The sequence below is a fragment of the Arthrobacter sp. SDTb3-6 genome, from assembly GCF_013376095.1.
In the GTDB taxonomy this organism is placed as follows: Bacteria; Actinomycetota; Actinomycetes; order Actinomycetales; family Micrococcaceae; genus Specibacter.
Window position 1 is genome coordinate 29,532 of sequence record NZ_JAAMFN010000033.1, and the last position, 18,478, is coordinate 48,009.

Here is an 18,478-nt window from a genome sequence, read left to right on the forward strand (position 1 = left end):
ACGGTAACGAAAAACAATAGTTTCAAACAAAATCTTACATTAACGATGATCGGTTGTGGGGGACAGCTGGGAAATGTAGCGATTTTCCGGTGCCGGAGCCTGTAACGTGGCGTGCATGACTGACACCACACCAGTTGTCCCTGCCGCGTCCGGCCCCCAGTTCACCCTGCGGCGCGCCGGCGCCACCGCCATCGTGGCCTCGCTGGCCGCGGGCCTGCGCCACTACGACCGCGGGGGCGTGGCCCTGGTGGAGGGCTACGGCAGCAGCGAGACCGCCCCGGGAGCCGCCGGCATCACCCTGGCGCCCTTCGCCAACCGCGTGGACGGCGGCCGGTGGGAGCTGGACGGCAAGGCCCAGCAGCTGGACATCACCGAGGTCGCGCGCAACAACGCCATCCACGGACTGCTGCGCAACACCGGCTACACGGCCCTGGAGTCCTCGGGGCAGCACGTGGTGCTCGAGGCGGCCATCTATCCGCAGCACGGCTACCCGTTCCTGGCCCGCCACCGGGTCCGCTACGAACTCACGGCGGGCGGGGCCCTGCGCGTGGACCAGACGCTCACCAACGACTCCCCGCGGCGGGCCCCCTTCGTCCTGGGCGCACACCCGTACTTCCGGCTGGGGGACACCGCGCCGGAGGAACTGCGGATCACCGTCGACGCCGCCAGCTACCTCGCCGCCAACGACCGCATGATCCCCACCGCGACCCTGCCGGTGGACGCGGCCCACGACCTCAGGCGCGGCCGCCTGCTCCCGGAGGTTGTCATGGACACGGCCTTCACCGGCCTGGCCCTTGGCGGGCCGTCTCTTGGCGGGCCCGGGGCGGACGACGGCGGCACCCGCCACACGCTGCAGGCCCCCGACGGCCGCAGCGTGAGCCTGTGGCACGACCGCTCGGTTGCCTTTGTCCATGTCTTCATCACCCCCGACTTCCCGGGGCGGCCGCTGGCCGTGGCCATGGAACCCATGACGGGGCCGGCCAACGCGTTCAACTCCGGGGACGGGCTCAGGTGGCTGGAGCCCGGGGAGTCGTTCACCATGCGTTGGGGAATCGACGCGGAACTGTAGCCGGCCCAAGCGGCGACGACCCTGCGGCACCGGCCCTGAAATGGACGCCGTTTTACGTATTTTTGTTGAATGGGGAATTATTGGTCTATGACGCCCGTGCAGCAGCAACCTGAGCGCCCCCACAGCCATGACCAGCCGGCAGTCCCGATTGGCATGCAGGTGGCGGCGGCATGGGCCTGGCGCGTCGGGCTGGTCCTGGTGGTCTCCGCCATGTTGCTGTGGCTGCTGGGCCAGATCAGCCTGCTCGTCATCCCCCTCATGGTCGCCGCGCTTTTCAGTGCCCTGCTGATGCCTGTGGTGAAGTGGTTGCGCCGGGTGGGCGTGCCGCAGGGGCTGGCCGTAGCCGCCACCCTGGTGGGCCTGATTGCCCTGGTGCTGGGCGGGCTGTTCCTGGCCGGGCGCCAAATGGTCACGGGCATCGCCAGCCTGAGCCAGCAGGCCGTCAAGGGCCTGATCCAAATCCAGGACTGGCTGACCGCCGGGCCCCTGGGTCTCAGCAACGACCAGATCGACAGCTACCTGGCGCAGGCCCTCGACGCCCTGCAAAACAACAGCAGCGCCATCCTCTCCCAGGCCCTGGGCATCGGCAGCAGCTTCGGCCACTTCGCGGCGGGGCTGCTGCTGACGGTGTTTGTGTTGATCTTCTACCTCCTGGAAGGCGAGCGGATCTGGGAGTTCCTGATCCGCTTCTTCCCCCGCCGCGCCCGCCCGGCCGTGGACGGGGCCGGCCGCCGCGGCTGGCTGTCGCTGGGCAACTACGTACGTGTCCAGATCCTCGTGGCCGCCGTGGATGCCGTGGGCATCGGCGCGGGCGCCGCCATCATCCAGGTGCCGCTGGCCCTGCCGCTGGGCGTGCTGGTGTTCGTGGGGTCCTTCATCCCCGTGGTGGGCGCCCTGGTGACCGGTGCCGTGGCCGTGCTGCTGGCCCTGGTGGCCAACGGCTGGGTGAACGCGCTGATCATGCTGGGCATTGTGCTGCTGGTCCAACAGCTCGAAAGCCACCTGCTCCAGCCCTTCGTCATGGGCCGCGCCGTCTCCCTGCACCCCGTGGCGGTCATCATGGCCGTGGCGGCCGGCTCCACCGTGGCCGGCATCCTGGGCGCCTTGTTTGCCGTGCCGGTGCTGGCCGTGGCCAATTCCTTCATCCGTTACATTGCCGGACGCGGCTGGGACACCGCGCCCGGCGCCCGGGACCTTGACGGCCCGCCGTCCGCCCCGCCCTCCCCGGCCGCCCCGGAAGGCGGGCAGGAACGCCGGACGGACGGTCCGGCGTCGAACGCCAGGGCAGTGCCGGGCACCCAGCCCTAGCGCCGCCCGCAAGTTTTTACCCCCGCAACAACCATGGAAAGAGATAACACAGTGAACGCAACCAGCACCCTTCCAGTAACCCTTGCCGATGTGGAGGCCGCACGGGAGCTGTTGAAGGAAATTATTGCGCTCACACCGATCGAGAGTTCGCGGGCGCTGGGGCGGATCACCGGCTCCGAGGTGTTCTTCAAGTGCGAGAACCTGCAGCGTGCGGGGTCGTTCAAGGTGCGCGGGGCCTATGTGCGCATGGCGCGGCTCACCCCGGAGGAACGCGCGCGCGGCGTGGTGGCGGCGTCGGCCGGCAACCATGCCCAGGGCGTGGCCGTGGCGGCGAAGGCGCTGGGCATCAAGGCCCGCATCTACATGCCCGTGGGCGTGGCCCTGCCCAAGCTGGCGGCCACGCGCGGGCATGGCGCCGAGGTGGTGCTGCACGGCTACAACGTGGACGAGTCACTGGCCGAGGCCGAACGCTACGCCACTGAGCACGGCGCCGTTTTTGTCCACCCGTTCAACAACGTGGACGTGGTGTCCGGGCAGGGCACCATCGGCCTGGAAATCCTGGACCAGGTCCCCAACGTGGACACCATCATCATGGGCGTTGGCGGTGGCGGGCTGCTGGCCGGCGTCGCCGTGGCCGTGAAGGCGCGGGCCAAGGAACTGGGCCGGGAGATCCGGGTGATCGGCGTGCAGGCCGAAAACGCCGCAGCCTACCCGCCCTCGCTGGCCGCCGACGCGCTGGTGCCGCTGACGAAGGTGTCCACCATGGCCGACGGCATTGCCGTGGGCCGGCCCGGGCAGCTGCCGTTCTCGATCATCCGTGAACTCGTCGACGACGTCATCACGGTCAGCGAGGATTCCCTGGCCCGGGCGCTGATCTTCCTTCTGGAACGGGCCAAGATGGTGGTGGAACCGGCCGGCGCCGTGGGCGTTGCCGCCCTGATGGAAGGCAAGATTGAGAAGCCGGGCACCACGGCGGTGATCCTTTCCGGCGGCAACATCGACCCCATGCTCATGCTCAAGGTCATCCAGCGCGGCCTCGCCGCCGCCGGACGGTTCATGACCGTGCGCATGATGCTCAACGACCGGCCCGGCTCGCTGGCCACCATTTCGCGGATCATCGCCGAGAACGACGCCAACGTCACCGGCGTGGACCACACCCGCGTGGGCGGCTCCATCTCCATGGGCGACGTCTCCATCACCGTGAACCTGGAAACGAAGGGGCATGAGCACTGCGAGCAGGTCCTTACGGCACTGCGCTCCGAAGGCTTCCAGCCGATCGTGGTCCACTAGCCCCGCTTAAACAACTGGGTCGCAGTTGTTGCAGGATCTGCGCCGAAAATCGGGCGAATTCTGTAACAACTGCGACCCAGTTGAGGGGGGTGTGGCTAGCTGTCGTAGGGCTTGGCGGAGAGGATCGCAACCTCGATCGTCTTGCCGTTGGGTGCAACGTAGCTGAGGGTGTCGCCCACCTTGTGGCCCATGATGGCCATGCCCAGGGGGGAGCGTTCGCTGTAGACTTCAAGGTCCCCGGCGCCCACTTCGCGGCTGCCGAGCAGGAACGTCGTTTCGTCGCCGGCGATGGTGGCGCCAACCACCATGCCCTGCTCCACAATGCCGTCATCGGCCGGGGCCTCGCCCACGTGGGCGGTGCGCAGAAGTTCGCTCAACTGGCGGATGCGGGCCTCGATCTTGCCCTGTTCGTCCTTCGCAGCGTGGTAGCCGCCATTCTCCTTCAGGTCCCCCTCGGAGCGGGCCTGTTCGATCTTGGCGACGATTTCGGCGCGGCCGGGGCCGGAAAGCTGCGTCAGCTCCGCCTGAAGCCGGTCAAAGGCTTCCTTGGTCAGCCAGGCAGCGGACGGACTGTTAGTGGTAGGCACGAAGTTCTCCTCGAAGGTACATAAAACAAAGACCCCGCTCACAGCGGTTCCGTAGTGGTTCCACGGTTAACCAAGCGGGGTGAAGATAATAATGACAAGTTTAGTCAACAAGCCGGATAAACCCAAGAATGGGGGGGTGTTGAATGTTACGGCTGCTGCACAATCCAGCAATCCTCGACCACCCCGGTCACGGCGAGGGAGTCCGTGCGGACCTGGGCGCGTACCGGCATTGTCCGGCCGTCAGGAGTGTTCGCACCGCCGGGGCCGATGGTGATCACCTTGTAGCCCACCACGGCGTAGGAATCGTTCATCGCCTCGAGTGAGCACTTGGCCGTGGCGGCCGGATCCTTGGTCACGGCCAGGTCCACCGTGGCCAGGGTGGAATCCACCACGTTGTAGCTGACCAGCTTGTTGGAAACGCCCGAGTTGTTTGCCACCGTGGCCCAAAAAACCCAGAAGAGGCCCAATGCGGCCACGAGGGACAGCACCAGGATGCGCGTCCGCCTGGACATGGTCCGCTTGGGCGTGCCGTACCGATTGGCTAGGCTGTTAGTTGCGGGAGTTTCAGAATTTGTCACTGCATCCACTGGTGTCTTGATCCACGGCTGGGCCGGGGGCTGGCCGCCCTGGAAGGGGCGTTAAGGACAGGACAAGTTTAGCGTTTATTCCCGCACACGTTTTTCGCCCACACAGCACTAAGAATCGAAGGTAGCCGACGTGACCATCAACAACGGGCACACCACCGAACCCCTGCGCCTGTTGGCCGTCCACGCCCACCCCGATGACGAAGCCAGCAAGGGTGCGGCCATGATGGCATCCTATGTGGCGGCGGGGGAACGGGTCATGGTTGCCACCTGCACCGGCGGGGAACGCGGCGGCATCCAAAACCCGGCCATGGTGGGCGAGGCCCATGCGGCCCGCGACATGGGCGGCGCGCGCAGAATGGAGATGGCCCGGGCGGCAAAGATCCTGGGCATCGAGCACCAATGGCTGGGGTTCACCGACTCCGGCCTGCCCGAGGGCGACCCGCTCCCGCCGCTGCCCGTCAATTGCTTTGCCCTGAAGCCGTTGGAGATTGCCGCCGCGCCCCTGGTGCGACTGGTGCGCCGTTTCCGGCCGCACGTGATGGTCTCCTACGACGAAAAAGGCGGCTATCCCCACCCGGACCACATCATGGCCCACAAGGTGGCCGTGGAGGCGTTCCACGCTGCCGCGGACCCGGAGAAGTATCCGGGCACGGGGGAGCCCTGGACGCCGCAGAAGCTGTATTACGACCTCGCCTTCAACCCGCAGCGCTTCCGCGCCCTCCACTTTGCCCTGCAGGAGGCCGGGCTGGCGTCCCCGTACGCCCAGCGGCTGGCTGCCTGGCTGGAGGCGGATTCCGAAGGCCACACCCCGCCGGCGGGCACCCATCCCACCACCACGCAGGTGGACTGTGGCGAATTCTTTGAAAAGCGCGACGAGGCCCTGCGCGCCCATGCCACCCAGGTGGACCCGGACGGCTTTTTCTTCGCCGTCAGCCCGGACATGCAGCGGAAGGTGTGGCCGTGGGAGGACTATTCGCTCATCGAATCCCGCGTTCAGTCCATCCTGCCGGAAAACGACCTGTTTGCTGGCCTACGATAGATAGTGGACACGTCCCGCACGGCGCCAAGCCTTCCGGGACAACCGCCTGCGGGGGATGAAACGAAAGACGAATTGTGCACTCATTGATATTGCTCGCCGCCACACCGGCCCCGAGCCCCACGGTCCCCGCCCTCACGAAGGACTTCACCTACGACACGACCGGCCCCGGTTTCCTGGGCTTCCTGGCCATGGCCTTCATCGTGGCCATCATGTTTTTCCTGATCCGCGACATGGTCAAGCGCATCCGCCGCGTCCGTTACCGGGCCCAGGTCGCTGAGGCTGCCATGGACGGCCCACACGGCCCGGCTGCCGAGCACCTGGGCATTCCCATCATGACCAACGACGCCGCCCGTGCAGCAGGTGCCAAGCGCACCGACACCCTGGCCGGGGATGCGCCGGATGCACCTAAGCCCGAAGCGGACCAGGACCAGGACTAGGACAGCAACCAGGGGGAAGCCATGAATCGGCTGGCCGGCGAACCCAGCGCCTACCTGCGCCAACATGCCGGAAACCCGGTGGACTGGCAGCCCTTTGACGAGGCGGCCTTTGCTGAGGCGCGGGCCCGCAACGTTCCGGTTTTCCTGTCCATCGGCTATGCCGCCTGCCACTGGTGCCATGTCATGGCCGGGGAATCCTTCGAGGACCCGGCCATTGCCGCCTATCTCCGCGGGCATTTTGTCTCCATCAAGGTGGACCGCGAGGAGCGCCCCGACGTGGACGATGCCTACATGGCGGCCACCCAGGCCCTGAGCGGGCAGGGCGGCTGGCCCATGAGCGTTTTCCTGACGCCTTCGGGCCAGGCTTTTTACGCCGGAACGTATTTTCCGCCGCAGCAGCTCTCCGGCCGGCCGTCCTTCCGGCAGGTGCTGGAGGCGGTGGTCGAGGCCTGGACGCAGCGGCCGGAGAAGGTCCAGGCCACCGCCACTGCCGTGGCGGCGGCACTGGCGGATCCCGTGTGGCAGGTGCGCACTGACGGGGCAGCTGCGGGCGCGGCCACAGGTCCGGGCACCGGCGCGGCCGCCGGCGCGGGCGCCGGTCCGGGCGCCGGTCCGGTGAGCCCCGAAGGCTCCGATCCTGCCGTGTGGGCGCGGTCGCTGTCCGGCGCCGCGACCGGCGCGGTGGTGGCGATGGCCGCGGCCGAAGACCCCGTCCAGGGCGGATTCGGCACGGCCCCAAAGTTCCCGCCCACGCCCGGGCTCGAATTCCTTGTCCGGCACGCAGCCGGTCCGGGGGAGTCCGCGCGCCAGGCGTTCGGACTGGCCGGCAGGACGCTTGGCGCCATGGTCAATTCCGCGTTGTTCGACCAGGTGGGCGGCGGCTTTGCCCGCTACAGCGTCACGGCGGACTGGTCCGAACCACACTACGAAAAAATGCTGTACGACAACGCCGGGCTGCTGCGCGTCCTGGTCCACTGGGTGCGGCTGGCAGAGGCACGGCCGGAAGGGCTTGCCGCCTTGGAGGCCGCCGCGCCGGTGGAACCGGTACACCACATCCACGCCACGGCCAGGCCCGTGCCGCTGCCGCCGGCGGAGGCCCGCCGGGCCGTGGCGGCAACCGTCACCTGGCTGCTGGCCGAGCTTCGGCTGCCCGGCGGGGCGTTTGCCTCCTCGCTCGACGCCGACACCGTGGTGGACGGCGTCCACCGTGAAGGCGCCAGCTACAAGTGGAGCCTGGCGGAGCTGCGCCGGGCGGCAGGCGCGGAAGGGGCGGCAGGCGCGGAAGGGGCGGCAGCCGCGTCCGCCGTCGGGCATTTCATGGGGATTCCGGCCTCCGGCGCGGGGCCGCTGCACCCCGGCCGGGCGCTGACGGCTGCCGAACGCGCCGCGTGGGAGCGCCTGCTTCCCGGGCTGCGCGAACAGCGGGCCGCGCGCGCCATGCCGGCGCGGGATGACAAGGTGGTGGCGTCGTGGAACGGCATGCTCCTGGCGGCCCTGGCCGAGGCCGCCATGGTGCTGGACGAACCTGGCTGGCTGGGTCACGCGGTGGAACTGGGGCGGTATGTACGCCGGGTCCACTGGGACGGCGGGATGCTGCGGCGGGTTTCACATGACGGCAGGGCGCAGGGGATCGAGGGGCTGCTGGAGGATTACGCCGCCTGCGCGGACGGCTTCCTGGCGCTCTATGCCGCGACCGGCGACGGCCAGTGGTTTGATTTTGCGGCATCGCTGCTGGCCGCCGCGCAGAAGTTTGTCCAGGACGGCACGGTGTTCAACAGCGCCGGCGGCGCGGCGTTGGGCGGCGCCCCGGCCGGCGCGCGTTTTGCCGACGCGTTCGACAACGCGACCACCGGGCCCGTGGCACTGCTGGCCGGCTCGCTGGCCACGTTTGCCGCGTACACGGGATCCACGGAGCACCGCGTGCTGGCGGAGAGGCTGCTGGCGACGCTGCCGGAGCTCGCCCGGCGCGCACCCCGGTCCGCCGGCGGCCTGCTGGCCGTAGGGCAGGCCCTGGCGGCCGGGCCCGTGGAGACGGCCGTTGTGGGCGCGCCCGGTCCGGAGCGGGAGGCGCTGCTCCGGCGGGCGTGGGCGTCGCCGTCGCCCGGCATGGTGGTGGCCGTCTGGGATGGAACCGGTGCGCCCGCCGTGCCGCTGCTGGAAGGGCGAGCACCGGCCGGCGGCCCGCCGCTGGCGTACGTGTGCCGCAACATGGTGTGTGCCCGCCCGGCCGCCTCCGTCGAAGAGCTGGCCCGGCTCCTCTAGCCGCCCGCCCGTCCCCCAACGCCCGGTTGCAACCGGGGCGCTTTCCCGTGACGCCCGGTTGCAACCGGGGCGCTTTCGGCCAACGCTCCCGCGGTGCGCTGCGGATTAGGGGAACAGCACCAGGGCCACGGCCGCAAAATGGGACGCAAACCCGGCCACGGTCAGGGCATGAAAGAGCTCATGGAAGCCAAAGTGCCGTGCGCTGAAGTTGGGCCGCTTGATCCCGTAGATGACGGCCCCCGCTATGTAAAAGACCCCGCCCAGGCAGATCAGCAGGGTGGGGGCAACGGCGGCCGCCCAAAACTGGGGCAGGAAGAACAGCGCCGTGATGCCCAAGAGCACATAGAGGGGGACGTACAGCCACCGCGGCGCGCCCACCCACAGCACGCGGAACACCACGCCCAGCACGGCGCCGGTCCAAATTAAACGCAGCAAAAGCGTGGCGGTGGGCTGCGGCAGCATGAGCGCCGACAGCGGCGTGTAGGTGCCGGCAATGACCAGCATGATGTTGCTGTGGTCCAGCCGTTTCAGCAGCCTCTTGGCCCGCGGCTGCCAATCAAGCCGGTGATACAACGCACTTGTGCCAAATAAAAGCACCCCCGTAAACGTGTAAATGGCGGTGGTCACCTTGGCCGTGCCACCCGGTGCCAGCAGCACCAGCACCAGGCCCGCCACCAGCACCACGGGGGCGGTTCCCGCGTGCAGCCAACCCCGCCAGCTCGGTTTTGTGTCGGCCAAGGGAGGGGGTGTCATAGACGAAATCATAGTCGGGACGCCCGCCAGCCATCCGCCGGCAGCCCAGGGCCGGCAGCACGCGTCCACAGCCTGTCCGCAAATCCGGGGACCGGCGGGTAACCTAGGGTTAGCAAGTTTCCCCGGCCGCCTGGCCATGATCCGGAAGGTCTGGCGCACCACCCATGCATTTGTTTTCCGGCCCCGTCCGGATGCCCAAATTCCTGTACAACTACTATGAACGGCGCCTGGGCAGGTCCCTGGACCTCAGCAGCGTCCCCCGGCACATCGGCGTCATGGTGGACGGAAACCGCCGGTGGGCACGGCAGTTCAACGCCCCCACCAGCCAGGGCCACCAGGCCGGTGCGGACAAGATCCTCGAATTCCTGGGCTGGTGCCAGGACCTGGGCATCAAGGTGGTCACGCTCTACATGCTCTCCACGGACAACATGAGCCGCTCGCCCGAGGAACTCGACGAACTCATGGGCATCATCGCCAACACCCTTGACCTGCTCGACGCCGACGCCGACATCAGCGTCCACGCCATGGGCGCCCCGGAACTGCTGCCCGACTACCTGGCCAAGCGCCTGTCCTCGCTCACCACGCGCGTGCCCGCCAAGGAACGCATCCACGTCAACATGGCCATCGGCTATGGCGGCCGCCGCGAGATTGTCGACGCCGTCAGTGAGCTCCTGCACGACGCCGACACCCGGGGGCGCACCATGGCGGAGGTTGCGGACACCCTCACCGTGGACGACATCTCCAAGTTCCTCTACACCCGCGGCCAGCCGGACCCGGACCTGGTCATCCGGACGTCCGGGGAGCAGCGCCTCTCCGGCTTCCTCATGTGGCAAAGCGCCTATAGCGAATTTTATTTTTGCGAAGCACTCTGGCCCGCGTTCCGCCGCATCGACTTCCTGCGGGCCCTGCGCGACTACGCCGGACGCAGCCGCCGCTTCGGCGCCTAGCCGCAACGCTGCCATGCAAAGACACCACAGGAATGAAGTCGTCATGGCCGGTGCGCTGTCGCTGGCCGCGGGATTTGTTGACGCGGTCGGCTTCATCCACCTCGGCGGGTACTTCGTCTCCTTCATGAGCGGCAACTCCACCCGCGCCGGCGCGGCCCTGGCCGAGGGCCACCCGCTCGGCTTCCTGCTGGCGATGGGGCTGGTGGGGGCGTTTACGGCCGGGGTCATCTCGGCCTCGATCCTGCGCCGGCTGGTCCCGTCCCGCAAACGGATGTGGGTCCTGCTGTACGTGGCGGCGGCACTGGGGTCCGCCGTCGTACTTTATGACCTGAATCTGGCTGTCTGGCTGGCGCCGCCGGTCATGGCGCTGGCCATGGGTGCGGAAAACGTCATCTTTGAACGCGACGGCGAGGTCAGCATCGGCCTGACCTACATGACCGGCACGCTGGTGAAGATGGGCCAGCGGATGGCGGCGGCCCTGGCCGGGGAGGACCGGCTGGGCTGGGTCCGCTACCTCTTCCTGTGGCTGTCCCTGACCATGGGGTCGATTGTGGGCGGATTCGCGTATTTTGCGTTCAACCTCAACGCCCTGTGGGTTTCCGTGGGAATTTTTGTGCTGGCCATGGCGGTCAATGTCCGCTCCCGGACGCCGGAGACCGTCTAGCCGAAGTGTTCACCCCGCGTTCGCCGGCCCGTTGCGCGTGGCGCCCCAGGCCTTCCCTTCCACGCGGGTACCTTGGGCAGTAACGGAGGGCAACTCCGCCCGACGTACCTATTGAGTTCCAGGTGCACGGCAGGCCTGGAAAGGCTGGAGTCGACGTGGTTGAGACGATGAAACTCGAACAGCATGCCCCGCAGGCGGCACCCACCGGGTTGCGCAGCTACGTAATTGACACGTCCGTGCTTCTTTCGGACCCGCGGGCCATCCTGCGTTTCGCCGAGCACGAGGTGATTGTGCCGATCGTGGTCATTTCCGAGCTGGAATCCAAGCGCCACGATCCGGAACTGGGCTACTTTGCCCGCACGGCGCTGCGCCTGCTGGACGAACTCCGCGAACAGCACGGCGGCCTGGCCAGCCCCATTCCCCTGGGGGACGACGGCGGGACCTTCCGTGTGGAGCTCAACCACATTTCCGCTGAGGTGCTTCCCGCGGGATTCCGGGGGACGGACAACGATTCGCGCATCCTGGCCGTCGCGAAGAACCTGGCCAACGAGGGCATGAACGTCACCCTGGTGTCCAAGGACGTGCCCATGCGCGTGAAGGCGTCGGCCATGGGGCTGGCGGCGGACGAATACCGCAACGAACTGGTCAAGGACTCCGGCTGGACCGGCGTGGCGGAGATAGTCACCACCGAGGAGGAGATGGCGGCGCTCTACAACCACGAGGAGGTGGCCATCCCCGAGGCGGCCGTGCTCCCCGTCAACACCTCCCTGGTGCTCACCAGCAACCGCGGGTCGGCGCTGGGCCGGGTGGGTGCGGACCAGCAGGTGCGCCTCGTCAAGGGCGACCGGGAGGTGTTCGGCCTCCACGGCCGCTCCGCCGAGCAGCGCCTGGCCCTGGACCTGCTCATGGACCCCGACGTCGGCATCGTCTCGCTGGGCGGCCGCGCCGGCACGGGCAAGAGCGCACTGGCCCTGTGCGCCGGGCTTGAGGCGGTGCTGGAACGCAACGAGCACCGCAAGGTGGTGGTGTTCCGCCCCCTCTACGCCGTGGGCGGCCAGGAGCTGGGCTTCCTCCCCGGTTCGGAGGGCGAGAAGATGAACCCCTGGGCGCAGGCCGTCTTTGACACGCTCGGCTCGGTGGTCAGCGACCGGGTCATGGACGAGATCATGGAGCGGGGACTGCTCGAGGTGCTGCCGCTGACCCACATCCGCGGCCGTTCGCTGCATGATTCCTTTGTGATCGTTGACGAGGCGCAGTCGCTGGAGAAGAACGTGCTCCTGACCGTCATGAGCCGGATCGGCCAGAATTCCAAGATCGTGCTCACCCACGACGTCGCCCAGCGGGACAACCTCCGCGTCGGCCGCCACGACGGGATCGCCGCCGTCGTCGAAACGCTCAAGGGGCACCCGCTCTTCGGCCACGTCACGCTGACCCGTTCGGAGCGCTCGCCCATCGCCGCGCTCGTGACCGAGATGCTGGAGCGGGCCGAAATCTAGCCGCGGCGCCGCCCCGCCAACGGGCACTGGACGGGGATGTATCACCGTCAAGGGCCCGTTCGGCGTTGGGCAGGACGTCCTGGGGCAGGCGGTTCCGGGGATAGAATCGACCCCATGCCCCGACACCTTCCCCTGCCGACCGGACTCGGCCTGGCCATGGTGGCCGGGCTGGCCCTCGCCCTGCAGTCCCGCATCACCGGAACCATGGGGCAGCGGCTGGACGACGGGCTGGCGGCCGCGCTGGTCAGCTTCGGCTCCGGGCTGCTGGTCATGGTCCTGCTGACGCTGGGCACGCGGGCCGGGCGGGCCGGGGCGTCGGCCTTGCGCGGTGCCCTGTCCCGCCGCGAGCTGCCGCCCTGGTACCTGGCGGCCGGCACGATTGGTGCCTCGCTGGTGTTGGGCCAGGGGGTCGCCGTCGGGACGGTGGGTGTCGCGCTGTTCACCATTGCGTTGGTGGCCGGACAGACAGTCGGCGGGTTGCTGGTGGACCGGGTGGGCTTCGGTGCCGGCGGCCGGAAGCGGCTGACAGCCCCGCGGCTGGCCGGCTCGGTGCTGACGCTGGCCGCGGTGGCCTGGGCCGTCTCCGCCAAGTTCACCACGCTCGGTCCCGGCGCCCCCGCACTTCTGCTGCTGCCCCTGCTGGCGGGCCTGTTCTACGGGTTCCAGCAGGCGATGAACGGACGTATCGGGGCCGTGGCGGGCACGCCGTTGACCCCCACCCTGACCAATTTCGCCGCCGGCACCGTGGTGCTGCTGGCCGCGTGGCTCATCAAGCTGCCGTTCTCCCCGCCGGCCCACGCCCTGCCGCACGATTGGTGGCTCTATTCCGCCGGGCCGCTGGGCATCGTGGTGGTCTTCCTCAGTGCGGCGCTGGTCCGGCGGATCGGCGTCCTGCTGCTGGGACTGGGAGGCGTGGCCGGCCAGCTGGTCGGCTCCGTGCTGCTTGACCTTGCCTTCCCGTCACCCGTGGCGGCGGTCGGCACGGCCACCGTGCTCGGCACCGCGCTGACCCTGATCGCCGTCGTCATCGCCGCCGCGCCCTGGCGGCGGAACCCGGCGCCGGTGCACGCCTCCTCCGGCCGCGCCCGCTAGCGGGGCAGGCCTACGAACCGGGCAGGTCCCAGGGGATGTGGGCCCGCACGTCGGTCAGGCCCATGCTGACCTCCTCGAAGAGGTCGTCCAGCATGTATTCGTCGATGCCCCGCAGGATCATGGCGTGCCCCGCCCCGGAGGTGTCGCCGTCGAGCGACTGGCTCGCGACGCACACGGCCGTCTCCAGGTCGATCCGCACGGCCGTCCGCCCGGGGTACAGCAGCGGGGCGTCGGGAAAGAGCGGCGTGTAGGACGGATTGGCCGTGAGGATGGCATCCACTGCGGGCCGGCCGTGGTGGTCCACCATGGCGATGTCGGAGATCTCGGCCACGTTGGCAAAGGGCTTCTCCAACGGCACCGGCCGTTCACCCGCCAGCTCCACGGGGTCCAGGGCGGCGGCAAAGCGCCCGGAACCGTAGGCGGGCTCGCCGTAGAGCGCCTCGGGGCGGCGCACCACAAAGCCGTCGGCGTCCTTGACGGGGTTGACCAGGCTGGGCCGCAGCAGCCACGGTTTGCGGTTGCCGCTGATGAACAGCGAATCCTTGGACTCGTTGATCCTGGTGGTGCTCGCCAGCAGCTGCCCCTCCAGCGTCTCCACGCGCAGGGCGCCGGGGCGCCGCACCCAGAAGTTCATTGCTGCCACCACCGGGCCCGACGCCGGCTGCCCGGCCCGGGCGCGTTCCTCCCGGACGGCGGCGGAATCACGCCGGTGGAGCTCAAACCGCAGGCTTTGCCAGCGCCACGGCGACGACCGGCACAAGTGGCGGAAGGTGTCGGGGGTCATGGGCACACCGGTCATATCCACAGCTTACGCCGGGAGCGCGAAATGCCGCCGCGTGCGGTTCCGCGATGGCGTAGGATCACGGCTATGGTGACCCGGCTGCTGGAAATGTGGGAGGCCTCCCAGGCTGTTGCCGCTGCCTGCGCGGCCGCCGCGTGCCTGTACCTGCTGTTCCTCGCAGCCGCACTGAGCGTGATTGACATCCGCACCCACACCCTGCCTGACCGGCTGGTCCTGCCGGCCTACCCCGTGGCTGGGATACTGCTGGGGGCCGGCGCCCTCCTGTCCGGACAGCCTGGCCACCTGTGGCGGGCCCTGGCCGGGCTGCTGGCCCTGGGTGCCCTGTACTGGGTCCTCTGGGCTGTGCATCCGACGGGCATGGGCTATGGCGACGTGAAGCTGGCCGGCCTGCTGGGCCTCTACCTCGGGTTCCTGGGGTGGAACCACGTCCTGCTTGGCGCGGCGGCCGGTTTTGTGGCCGGCGGGCTCTGGGGCATCGCCCTGATCGCCGCCCGTCGCGGCACCGCCCGGTCCCGCATCCCGTTCGGACCGTCCATGCTGGCCGGCGCCATGGGCACGATGCTGCTGGTCCCCGCCGTCTGAACCGCCCCGCCCGCGCCCCGGGACTCAACCAGGTCGCAGTTATGACAGAATTCGGGCGGAAACGGGCCCGAAAACGGCAACTACTGCGACCTAGTTGTCCAGCGGGGGCTTCTTTCGTCCCGCTAGGCTGGAGGCATGGGCTCACCGGAATTCATCGTCAACCTCCGCAAGAAGATCGGCCATGACCCGCTCTGGCTGCCCGGCGTGCGCGCCGTCGTGTTCGACGCGGACGGGCGCGTCCTGCTGGGCGAGCGCTCCGACACCGGCGGCTGGGCGCTGATCACCGGCATCCTGGAACCGGGCGAGGAACCCGGCCCGGGCATGCTGCGGGAAATCTTCGAGGAAACCGCGGTCGTGGCCGAGATCGAGCACCTGCTTGGCCTGGCCGCCGTGGGCCCGGTGACCTTCCCCAACGGCGACGTCTGCGACTTCCTGAACATCGAATTCATCTGCCGCCACGTCAGCGGCACCGCCCGCGTGAACGACGACGAATCCCTCGCCGTGGGCTGGTTCGACCCCGCGGAGCTGCCGCCCCTGCGCCCAGGTCACCTTGCCTGCATCCAGCGGGCCCTGGCGTTCGACGGCGAGCCGCACTTCCAGCGCTGAGCCGGGACCGGCGGTGCAGCTTCGGTGACCTGGCTGCCCGCCGGCCCGCACGAGCTGCACCGCCGAATTTTTGGACGCCCGCCTGCCCGCCGGCTGTTCGCTTCGAATTGGACTGGCCAGGCTGCCCCGTCAGGAGCCCTGAACCCGGTGGACCGGAGCCGCCGCGTGCTGCTCGGCGACGAGGTATTCCTCCACCGCCCGTTCAGGCACGCGGAACGATCGGCCGAACCGCACGGCAGGCAGGTCACCGGCATGGACCATCCGGTATACGGTCATTTTTGACACGCGCATCGCCTGGGCCACCTCGGCCACCGTGAGGTAATGCGCGTCCTCGAATCTCTGCAGATCAACCATTGCCCCTCCAGCCGCAGTGCCCATCGTGTTCGCGACGGCCAACCAGACGCAGGCACCGCCAACCACCGGCCCCACGTGGTCCACATGCTAGCGGCAACTACAAGGACCGCAACAGAAGTGGTGCTACCTGCTTTTTCCCGTGCGGTACCTGCTTGTGGAAGGGTTACAGCTGCTCCGGAGCCTGGCCCGGCCCGGTCTCGCCCGGCCCTGACTTGTCGTGGGCCAGCAGCAGCGCGCCGGCGGCTCCCGCGCGCTCGGCCTCCAGGCGGTCCGCCTCCTCGCCGCCAATTGCCTCGCCGCGGGCCACCATGCCGGCGGTGTCCGAGAGTGGGATGACCTTCATGGTCAGCGCCAGGATGAGCGCGATGGCCATGAACGGGATCAGGTACCAGAACACGGGCGCCAGCGAGTTGGCGTAGGCGTTGATGATGCCGTCCTTGACGGCCGGGGGCAGCTGCGCCAGCGCCTGCGGGTCCAGCGTGGCCATCGACTTGCCGGCCTGCTCCGGGGACGCCCCGGCCTGCGTGAACAGTTCCGTGAGGGAGTTGGCCAGGCGGGTGGTGAACATGGCGCCGAAGACGGCCACGCCCAGGGCGGAACCAACCTCGCGGAAGTAGTTGTTCGTGCTGGTGGCGGTGCCCAGCTGGGCGGCGGGGACCGAGTTCTGCACCACGATGACCACGATCTGCATGATCAGGCCCAGGCCGGCACCGAACACGAACAGCTGGGCGCAAATGACCCAGATGGGTGTGTCGGCGGACAGCGTGGTCATCCACCACATGGTGACAATGGTCAGCACTGAACCGGCGATCGGGAACATCTTGTACTTGCCGGTCTTCGTCATCCGGATGCCGGACCAGATGGACGTTCCCATCAGGCCGGCCATCATCGGCAGCATGAGCAGTCCGGATTCCGCGGCGGAGGTGCCCGAGGACATCTGCAGGAACGTGGGCACAAACGCCAGGGCGGCGAACATGCCCATGCCCAGCACGAAGCCGATCGCCGTGGAGTTGAGGAAGATGGGGTTCCTGAACAGCGAGAGCGGGATGATCGGGTCCTCGGCGCGGGCCTCGGTGAAGATGAACAGTGCGACGGCGGCGGCCAGGCCGGCACCCCAGCTCCAGGTGGTCAGCGACGTCCAGCCGCCGGCCTTGCCGCCAAAGTCGGTGAAGAAGATCAGGCAGGTCGTGGCGATGGAGAGGAACGCCACGCCCATGAAATCGATCTTCATCGTCGCCTTCTTGTTCGGCAGCGTCAGGGTGAAGAACGCGATCACGAAGGCGATGATGCCCACCGGGATATTGATGTAGAAGCACCATTCCCAGGTCAGGTGGTCCACGAAGTAGCCGCCCAGCAGGGGGCCTGCCACGGCGGCCAGGCCGAAGATGGCACCGAGCGGGCCCATGTACTTGCCGCGCTCGTTGGCCGGGACGATGTCCGCGATGATGGCCTGTGAGAGGATCATCAGCCCGCCGCCGCCGAGTCCCTGGACGGCGCGGAAGACCACGAAGCCCCAGAAGCCGGTGGCGAAGGCGCAGCCCACGGAGGCCAGCGTGAAGATGGCGATGGCGGCCAGGAACAGGTTCCGGCGGCCCAGGATGTCGCCGAACTTGCCGTAGATGGGCATCACGATGGTGGTGGCCAGCAGGTAGGCGGTGGTGATCCACGTCTGGTGTTCCACCCCGCCCAGCTTGCCGACGATGGTGGGCATCGCGGTGGAGACGATGGTCTGGTCGAGGCTGGAAAGCAGCATGCCCGCGATGAGCGCGGAGAAGATGATCCAGATCCTCCTTTGGGTCAGCAGGAGGGGTTGCCCTGCCTTGATGGCGGTGCTCATCTGGTCCCTTCAAAGGTCAGATCGGAATAAACAAAGAATTGCCGGGCCTGGGCCAGGTGGCCGGCCAGGATGTCGCGGTACTGCAGGGTGTTGCACTCGGAGAAAAACCGGTGGCTGGCGCGGCGGGACAGGTTGCCGAACAGGCCTGCCACCAGCAAGGCGACCGGGTCATTGGGGGCAAGGCCCTCCCGCTGGGCGATGATGTCCGCAAAGTCGTGCTCCCGGGATTCGGCGCTGCCCATCATCTTGATCATGAGCTGGGGTTCCACCTTCATGACCTCGATGAGCGCGTGGACGTTTTCCCGCGTGAAGTCCATCTCATCGGCCATGGCGCACGTCAGCTCGAACAGGTCGCGCAGCAGGTCCCGGCTCAGCCCTTGCGGCCCGCGTTCCGCGCCCGGCCCGGCGCTGCCGCCGGCCAGGAAGGCCGCCAGGGCATCGGCCGGGAACTCGTCCAGCAGGTGCCCCACAATGGCGTCTTCCTTGGACGGGAAGTAGTTGAAGAACGTCCGGCGGGAGATGCCGACGTCCTCACACAGCTGCTCAACCGTGTAGCCGTTGAGTCCGTGCGTCGCAGTAAACCGCCGGGCCGCCGAGGTGATGGCGGACCGGGTTGCCTCGCGCTTGCGTGCACGGAGTCCATGCACGCCACAAATATTTGCACTTTCAGTCACAAAGTAAAAGTTTGCACTATTTAAGTAAAGGTGCAAAATTGCCGAAGGGTGGCATTCGTCACCCCATGCAGGGGAAAGTACGACGGCGGCGG

General features: G+C 68.3%; 19 protein-coding genes. 12 read left to right on the forward strand and 7 right to left on the reverse strand.

Annotation, left to right across the window (positions count from 1 at the left end):
- The first annotated feature begins 115 nt into the window (after positions 1–115).
- From G6035_RS15025 to ilvA, 3 genes are all read left to right on the forward strand, one after another.
- Positions 116–1,069 (forward strand): aldose 1-epimerase family protein, encoded by a 954-nt coding sequence (locus G6035_RS15025; protein WP_176617911.1) that lies wholly within the window; start codon positions 116–118, stop codon positions 1,067–1,069.
- Positions 1,070–1,156: 87 nt separating this feature from the next.
- Positions 1,157–2,377, forward strand: a complete 1,221-nt coding sequence (locus G6035_RS15030; protein ID WP_176617912.1) for an AI-2E family transporter — start codon at positions 1,157–1,159, stop codon at positions 2,375–2,377.
- A gap of 51 nt (positions 2,378–2,428) precedes the next feature.
- Positions 2,429–3,667 carry a threonine ammonia-lyase gene (gene ilvA, locus G6035_RS15035; RefSeq protein ID WP_176617913.1) on the forward strand — a complete coding sequence of 413 codons (1,239 nt, stop codon included), beginning with the start codon at positions 2,429–2,431 and terminating at the stop codon, positions 3,665–3,667.
- 95 nt (positions 3,668–3,762) lie between these two features.
- Here the strand turns inward: ilvA and greA are convergent, their stop codons facing one another.
- Both greA and G6035_RS15045 read right to left on the reverse strand, forming a co-directional pair.
- The gene (greA, locus tag G6035_RS15040; RefSeq protein WP_176617914.1) at positions 3,763–4,254 is read right to left on the reverse strand and encodes a transcription elongation factor GreA; all 492 of its coding nucleotides are present in this window, start codon (positions 4,252–4,254) and stop codon (positions 3,763–3,765) included.
- A 146-nt stretch (positions 4,255–4,400) separates the two neighbouring features.
- Positions 4,401–4,766, reverse strand: a complete 366-nt coding sequence (locus tag G6035_RS15045; protein WP_176617915.1) for a DUF4307 domain-containing protein — start codon at positions 4,764–4,766, stop codon at positions 4,401–4,403.
- 211 nt (positions 4,767–4,977) lie between these two features.
- Here G6035_RS15045 and mca point away from each other — a divergent pair, with 211 nt between their 5' ends.
- The 3 genes from mca (at position 4,978) to G6035_RS15060 (ending at position 8,579) form a co-directional block, all read left to right on the forward strand.
- Positions 4,978–5,880 (forward strand): mycothiol conjugate amidase Mca, encoded by a 903-nt coding sequence (mca, locus tag G6035_RS15050; RefSeq protein ID WP_371131029.1) that lies wholly within the window; start codon positions 4,978–4,980, stop codon positions 5,878–5,880.
- Positions 5,881–5,954: 74 nt separating this feature from the next.
- The gene (locus G6035_RS15055) at positions 5,955–6,317 is read left to right on the forward strand and encodes a hypothetical protein (protein ID WP_176617917.1); all 363 of its coding nucleotides are present in this window, start codon (positions 5,955–5,957) and stop codon (positions 6,315–6,317) included.
- 21 nt (positions 6,318–6,338) lie between these two features.
- Positions 6,339–8,579, forward strand: a complete 2,241-nt coding sequence (locus G6035_RS15060) for a thioredoxin domain-containing protein (RefSeq protein ID WP_176617918.1) — start codon at positions 6,339–6,341, stop codon at positions 8,577–8,579.
- Positions 8,580–8,684: 105 nt separating this feature from the next.
- Here G6035_RS15060 and G6035_RS15065 read toward each other — a convergent pair whose 3' ends face one another.
- Positions 8,685–9,332, reverse strand: a complete 648-nt coding sequence (locus G6035_RS15065; RefSeq protein ID WP_256128024.1) for a hemolysin III family protein — start codon at positions 9,330–9,332, stop codon at positions 8,685–8,687.
- 164 nt (positions 9,333–9,496) lie between these two features.
- Between G6035_RS15065 and G6035_RS15070 the strand changes: the two genes are divergently transcribed.
- The 4 genes from G6035_RS15070 (at position 9,497) to G6035_RS15085 (ending at position 13,531) form a co-directional block, all read left to right on the forward strand.
- Positions 9,497–10,279 carry an isoprenyl transferase gene (locus G6035_RS15070; protein ID WP_176617920.1) on the forward strand — a complete coding sequence of 261 codons (783 nt, stop codon included), beginning with the start codon at positions 9,497–9,499 and terminating at the stop codon, positions 10,277–10,279.
- Positions 10,280–10,322: 43 nt separating this feature from the next.
- A complete protein-coding gene (locus tag G6035_RS15075) occupies positions 10,323–10,943 on the forward strand; it encodes a YoaK family protein (protein WP_256128025.1) in 621 nt (206 codons plus the stop codon).
- A gap of 167 nt (positions 10,944–11,110) precedes the next feature.
- Positions 11,111–12,439, forward strand: coding sequence for a PhoH family protein (locus tag G6035_RS15080; protein ID WP_176617932.1), 1,329 nt, complete (start codon positions 11,111–11,113; stop codon positions 12,437–12,439).
- A 114-nt stretch (positions 12,440–12,553) separates the two neighbouring features.
- Positions 12,554–13,531 carry a DMT family transporter gene (locus G6035_RS15085; protein ID WP_176617922.1) on the forward strand — a complete coding sequence of 326 codons (978 nt, stop codon included), beginning with the start codon at positions 12,554–12,556 and terminating at the stop codon, positions 13,529–13,531.
- Positions 13,532–13,541: 10 nt separating this feature from the next.
- On the opposite strand, the gene G6035_RS15090 is transcribed toward G6035_RS15085, so the two are convergent.
- Positions 13,542–14,330: a hypothetical protein gene (locus G6035_RS15090; RefSeq protein WP_176617923.1), complete on the reverse strand. Its 789-nt coding sequence runs from the start codon at positions 14,328–14,330 to the stop codon at positions 13,542–13,544.
- A 69-nt stretch (positions 14,331–14,399) separates the two neighbouring features.
- Between G6035_RS15090 and G6035_RS15095 the strand changes: the two genes are divergently transcribed.
- Both G6035_RS15095 and G6035_RS15100 read left to right on the forward strand, forming a co-directional pair.
- A complete protein-coding gene (locus tag G6035_RS15095) occupies positions 14,400–14,915 on the forward strand; it encodes an A24 family peptidase (RefSeq protein ID WP_176617924.1) in 516 nt (171 codons plus the stop codon).
- 135 nt (positions 14,916–15,050) lie between these two features.
- Positions 15,051–15,521, forward strand: a complete 471-nt coding sequence (locus G6035_RS15100; RefSeq protein WP_176617925.1) for an NUDIX domain-containing protein — start codon at positions 15,051–15,053, stop codon at positions 15,519–15,521.
- A gap of 129 nt (positions 15,522–15,650) precedes the next feature.
- Here G6035_RS15100 and G6035_RS15105 read toward each other — a convergent pair whose 3' ends face one another.
- From G6035_RS15105 to G6035_RS15115, 3 genes are all read right to left on the reverse strand, one after another.
- On the reverse strand, positions 15,651–15,875 hold the full coding sequence (locus G6035_RS15105; protein ID WP_176617926.1) for a helix-turn-helix domain-containing protein: 225 nt from the start codon (positions 15,873–15,875) through the stop codon (positions 15,651–15,653).
- 163 nt (positions 15,876–16,038) lie between these two features.
- Entirely contained in the window at positions 16,039–17,712 is a 1,674-nt protein-coding gene (locus G6035_RS15110; protein WP_176617927.1) for an MDR family MFS transporter, read from the reverse strand.
- Positions 17,709–18,359, reverse strand: a complete 651-nt coding sequence (locus tag G6035_RS15115; RefSeq protein ID WP_218063266.1) for a TetR family transcriptional regulator — start codon at positions 18,357–18,359, stop codon at positions 17,709–17,711. The genes G6035_RS15110 and G6035_RS15115 overlap by 4 nt, the downstream gene beginning before the upstream one ends.
- Positions 18,360–18,478: the final 119 nt, after the last annotated feature.

Excerpts from the sequence above, each read along its gene's own strand:
- G6035_RS15030 (WP_176617912.1), top strand. The coding sequence starts at position 1,157 with ATGACGCCCGTGCAGCAGCAACCTGAGCGCCCCCACAGCCATGACCAG.
- G6035_RS15105 (WP_176617926.1), bottom strand. The coding sequence starts at position 15,875 with ATGGTTGATCTGCAGAGATTCGAGGACGCGCATTACCTCACGGTGGCC.
- G6035_RS15060 (WP_176617918.1), top strand. The coding sequence starts at position 6,339 with ATGAATCGGCTGGCCGGCGAACCCAGCGCCTACCTGCGCCAACATGCC.
- G6035_RS15095 (WP_176617924.1), top strand. The coding sequence starts at position 14,400 with ATGGTGACCCGGCTGCTGGAAATGTGGGAGGCCTCCCAGGCTGTTGCC.
- G6035_RS15025 (WP_176617911.1), top strand. The coding sequence starts at position 116 with ATGACTGACACCACACCAGTTGTCCCTGCCGCGTCCGGCCCCCAGTTC.
- G6035_RS15065 (WP_256128024.1), bottom strand. The coding sequence starts at position 9,332 with ATGACACCCCCTCCCTTGGCCGACACAAAACCGAGCTGGCGGGGTTGG.
- G6035_RS15075 (WP_256128025.1), top strand. The coding sequence starts at position 10,323 with ATGGCCGGTGCGCTGTCGCTGGCCGCGGGATTTGTTGACGCGGTCGGC.
- G6035_RS15100 (WP_176617925.1), top strand. The coding sequence starts at position 15,051 with ATGGGCTCACCGGAATTCATCGTCAACCTCCGCAAGAAGATCGGCCAT.
- G6035_RS15085 (WP_176617922.1), top strand. The coding sequence starts at position 12,554 with ATGCCCCGACACCTTCCCCTGCCGACCGGACTCGGCCTGGCCATGGTG.
- G6035_RS15090 (WP_176617923.1), bottom strand. The coding sequence starts at position 14,330 with ATGACCGGTGTGCCCATGACCCCCGACACCTTCCGCCACTTGTGCCGG.
- G6035_RS15045 (WP_176617915.1), bottom strand. The coding sequence starts at position 4,766 with ATGTCCAGGCGGACGCGCATCCTGGTGCTGTCCCTCGTGGCCGCATTG.
- G6035_RS15110 (WP_176617927.1), bottom strand. The coding sequence starts at position 17,712 with ATGAGCACCGCCATCAAGGCAGGGCAACCCCTCCTGCTGACCCAAAGG.
- G6035_RS15070 (WP_176617920.1), top strand. The coding sequence starts at position 9,497 with ATGCATTTGTTTTCCGGCCCCGTCCGGATGCCCAAATTCCTGTACAAC.
- G6035_RS15080 (WP_176617932.1), top strand. The coding sequence starts at position 11,111 with ATGAAACTCGAACAGCATGCCCCGCAGGCGGCACCCACCGGGTTGCGC.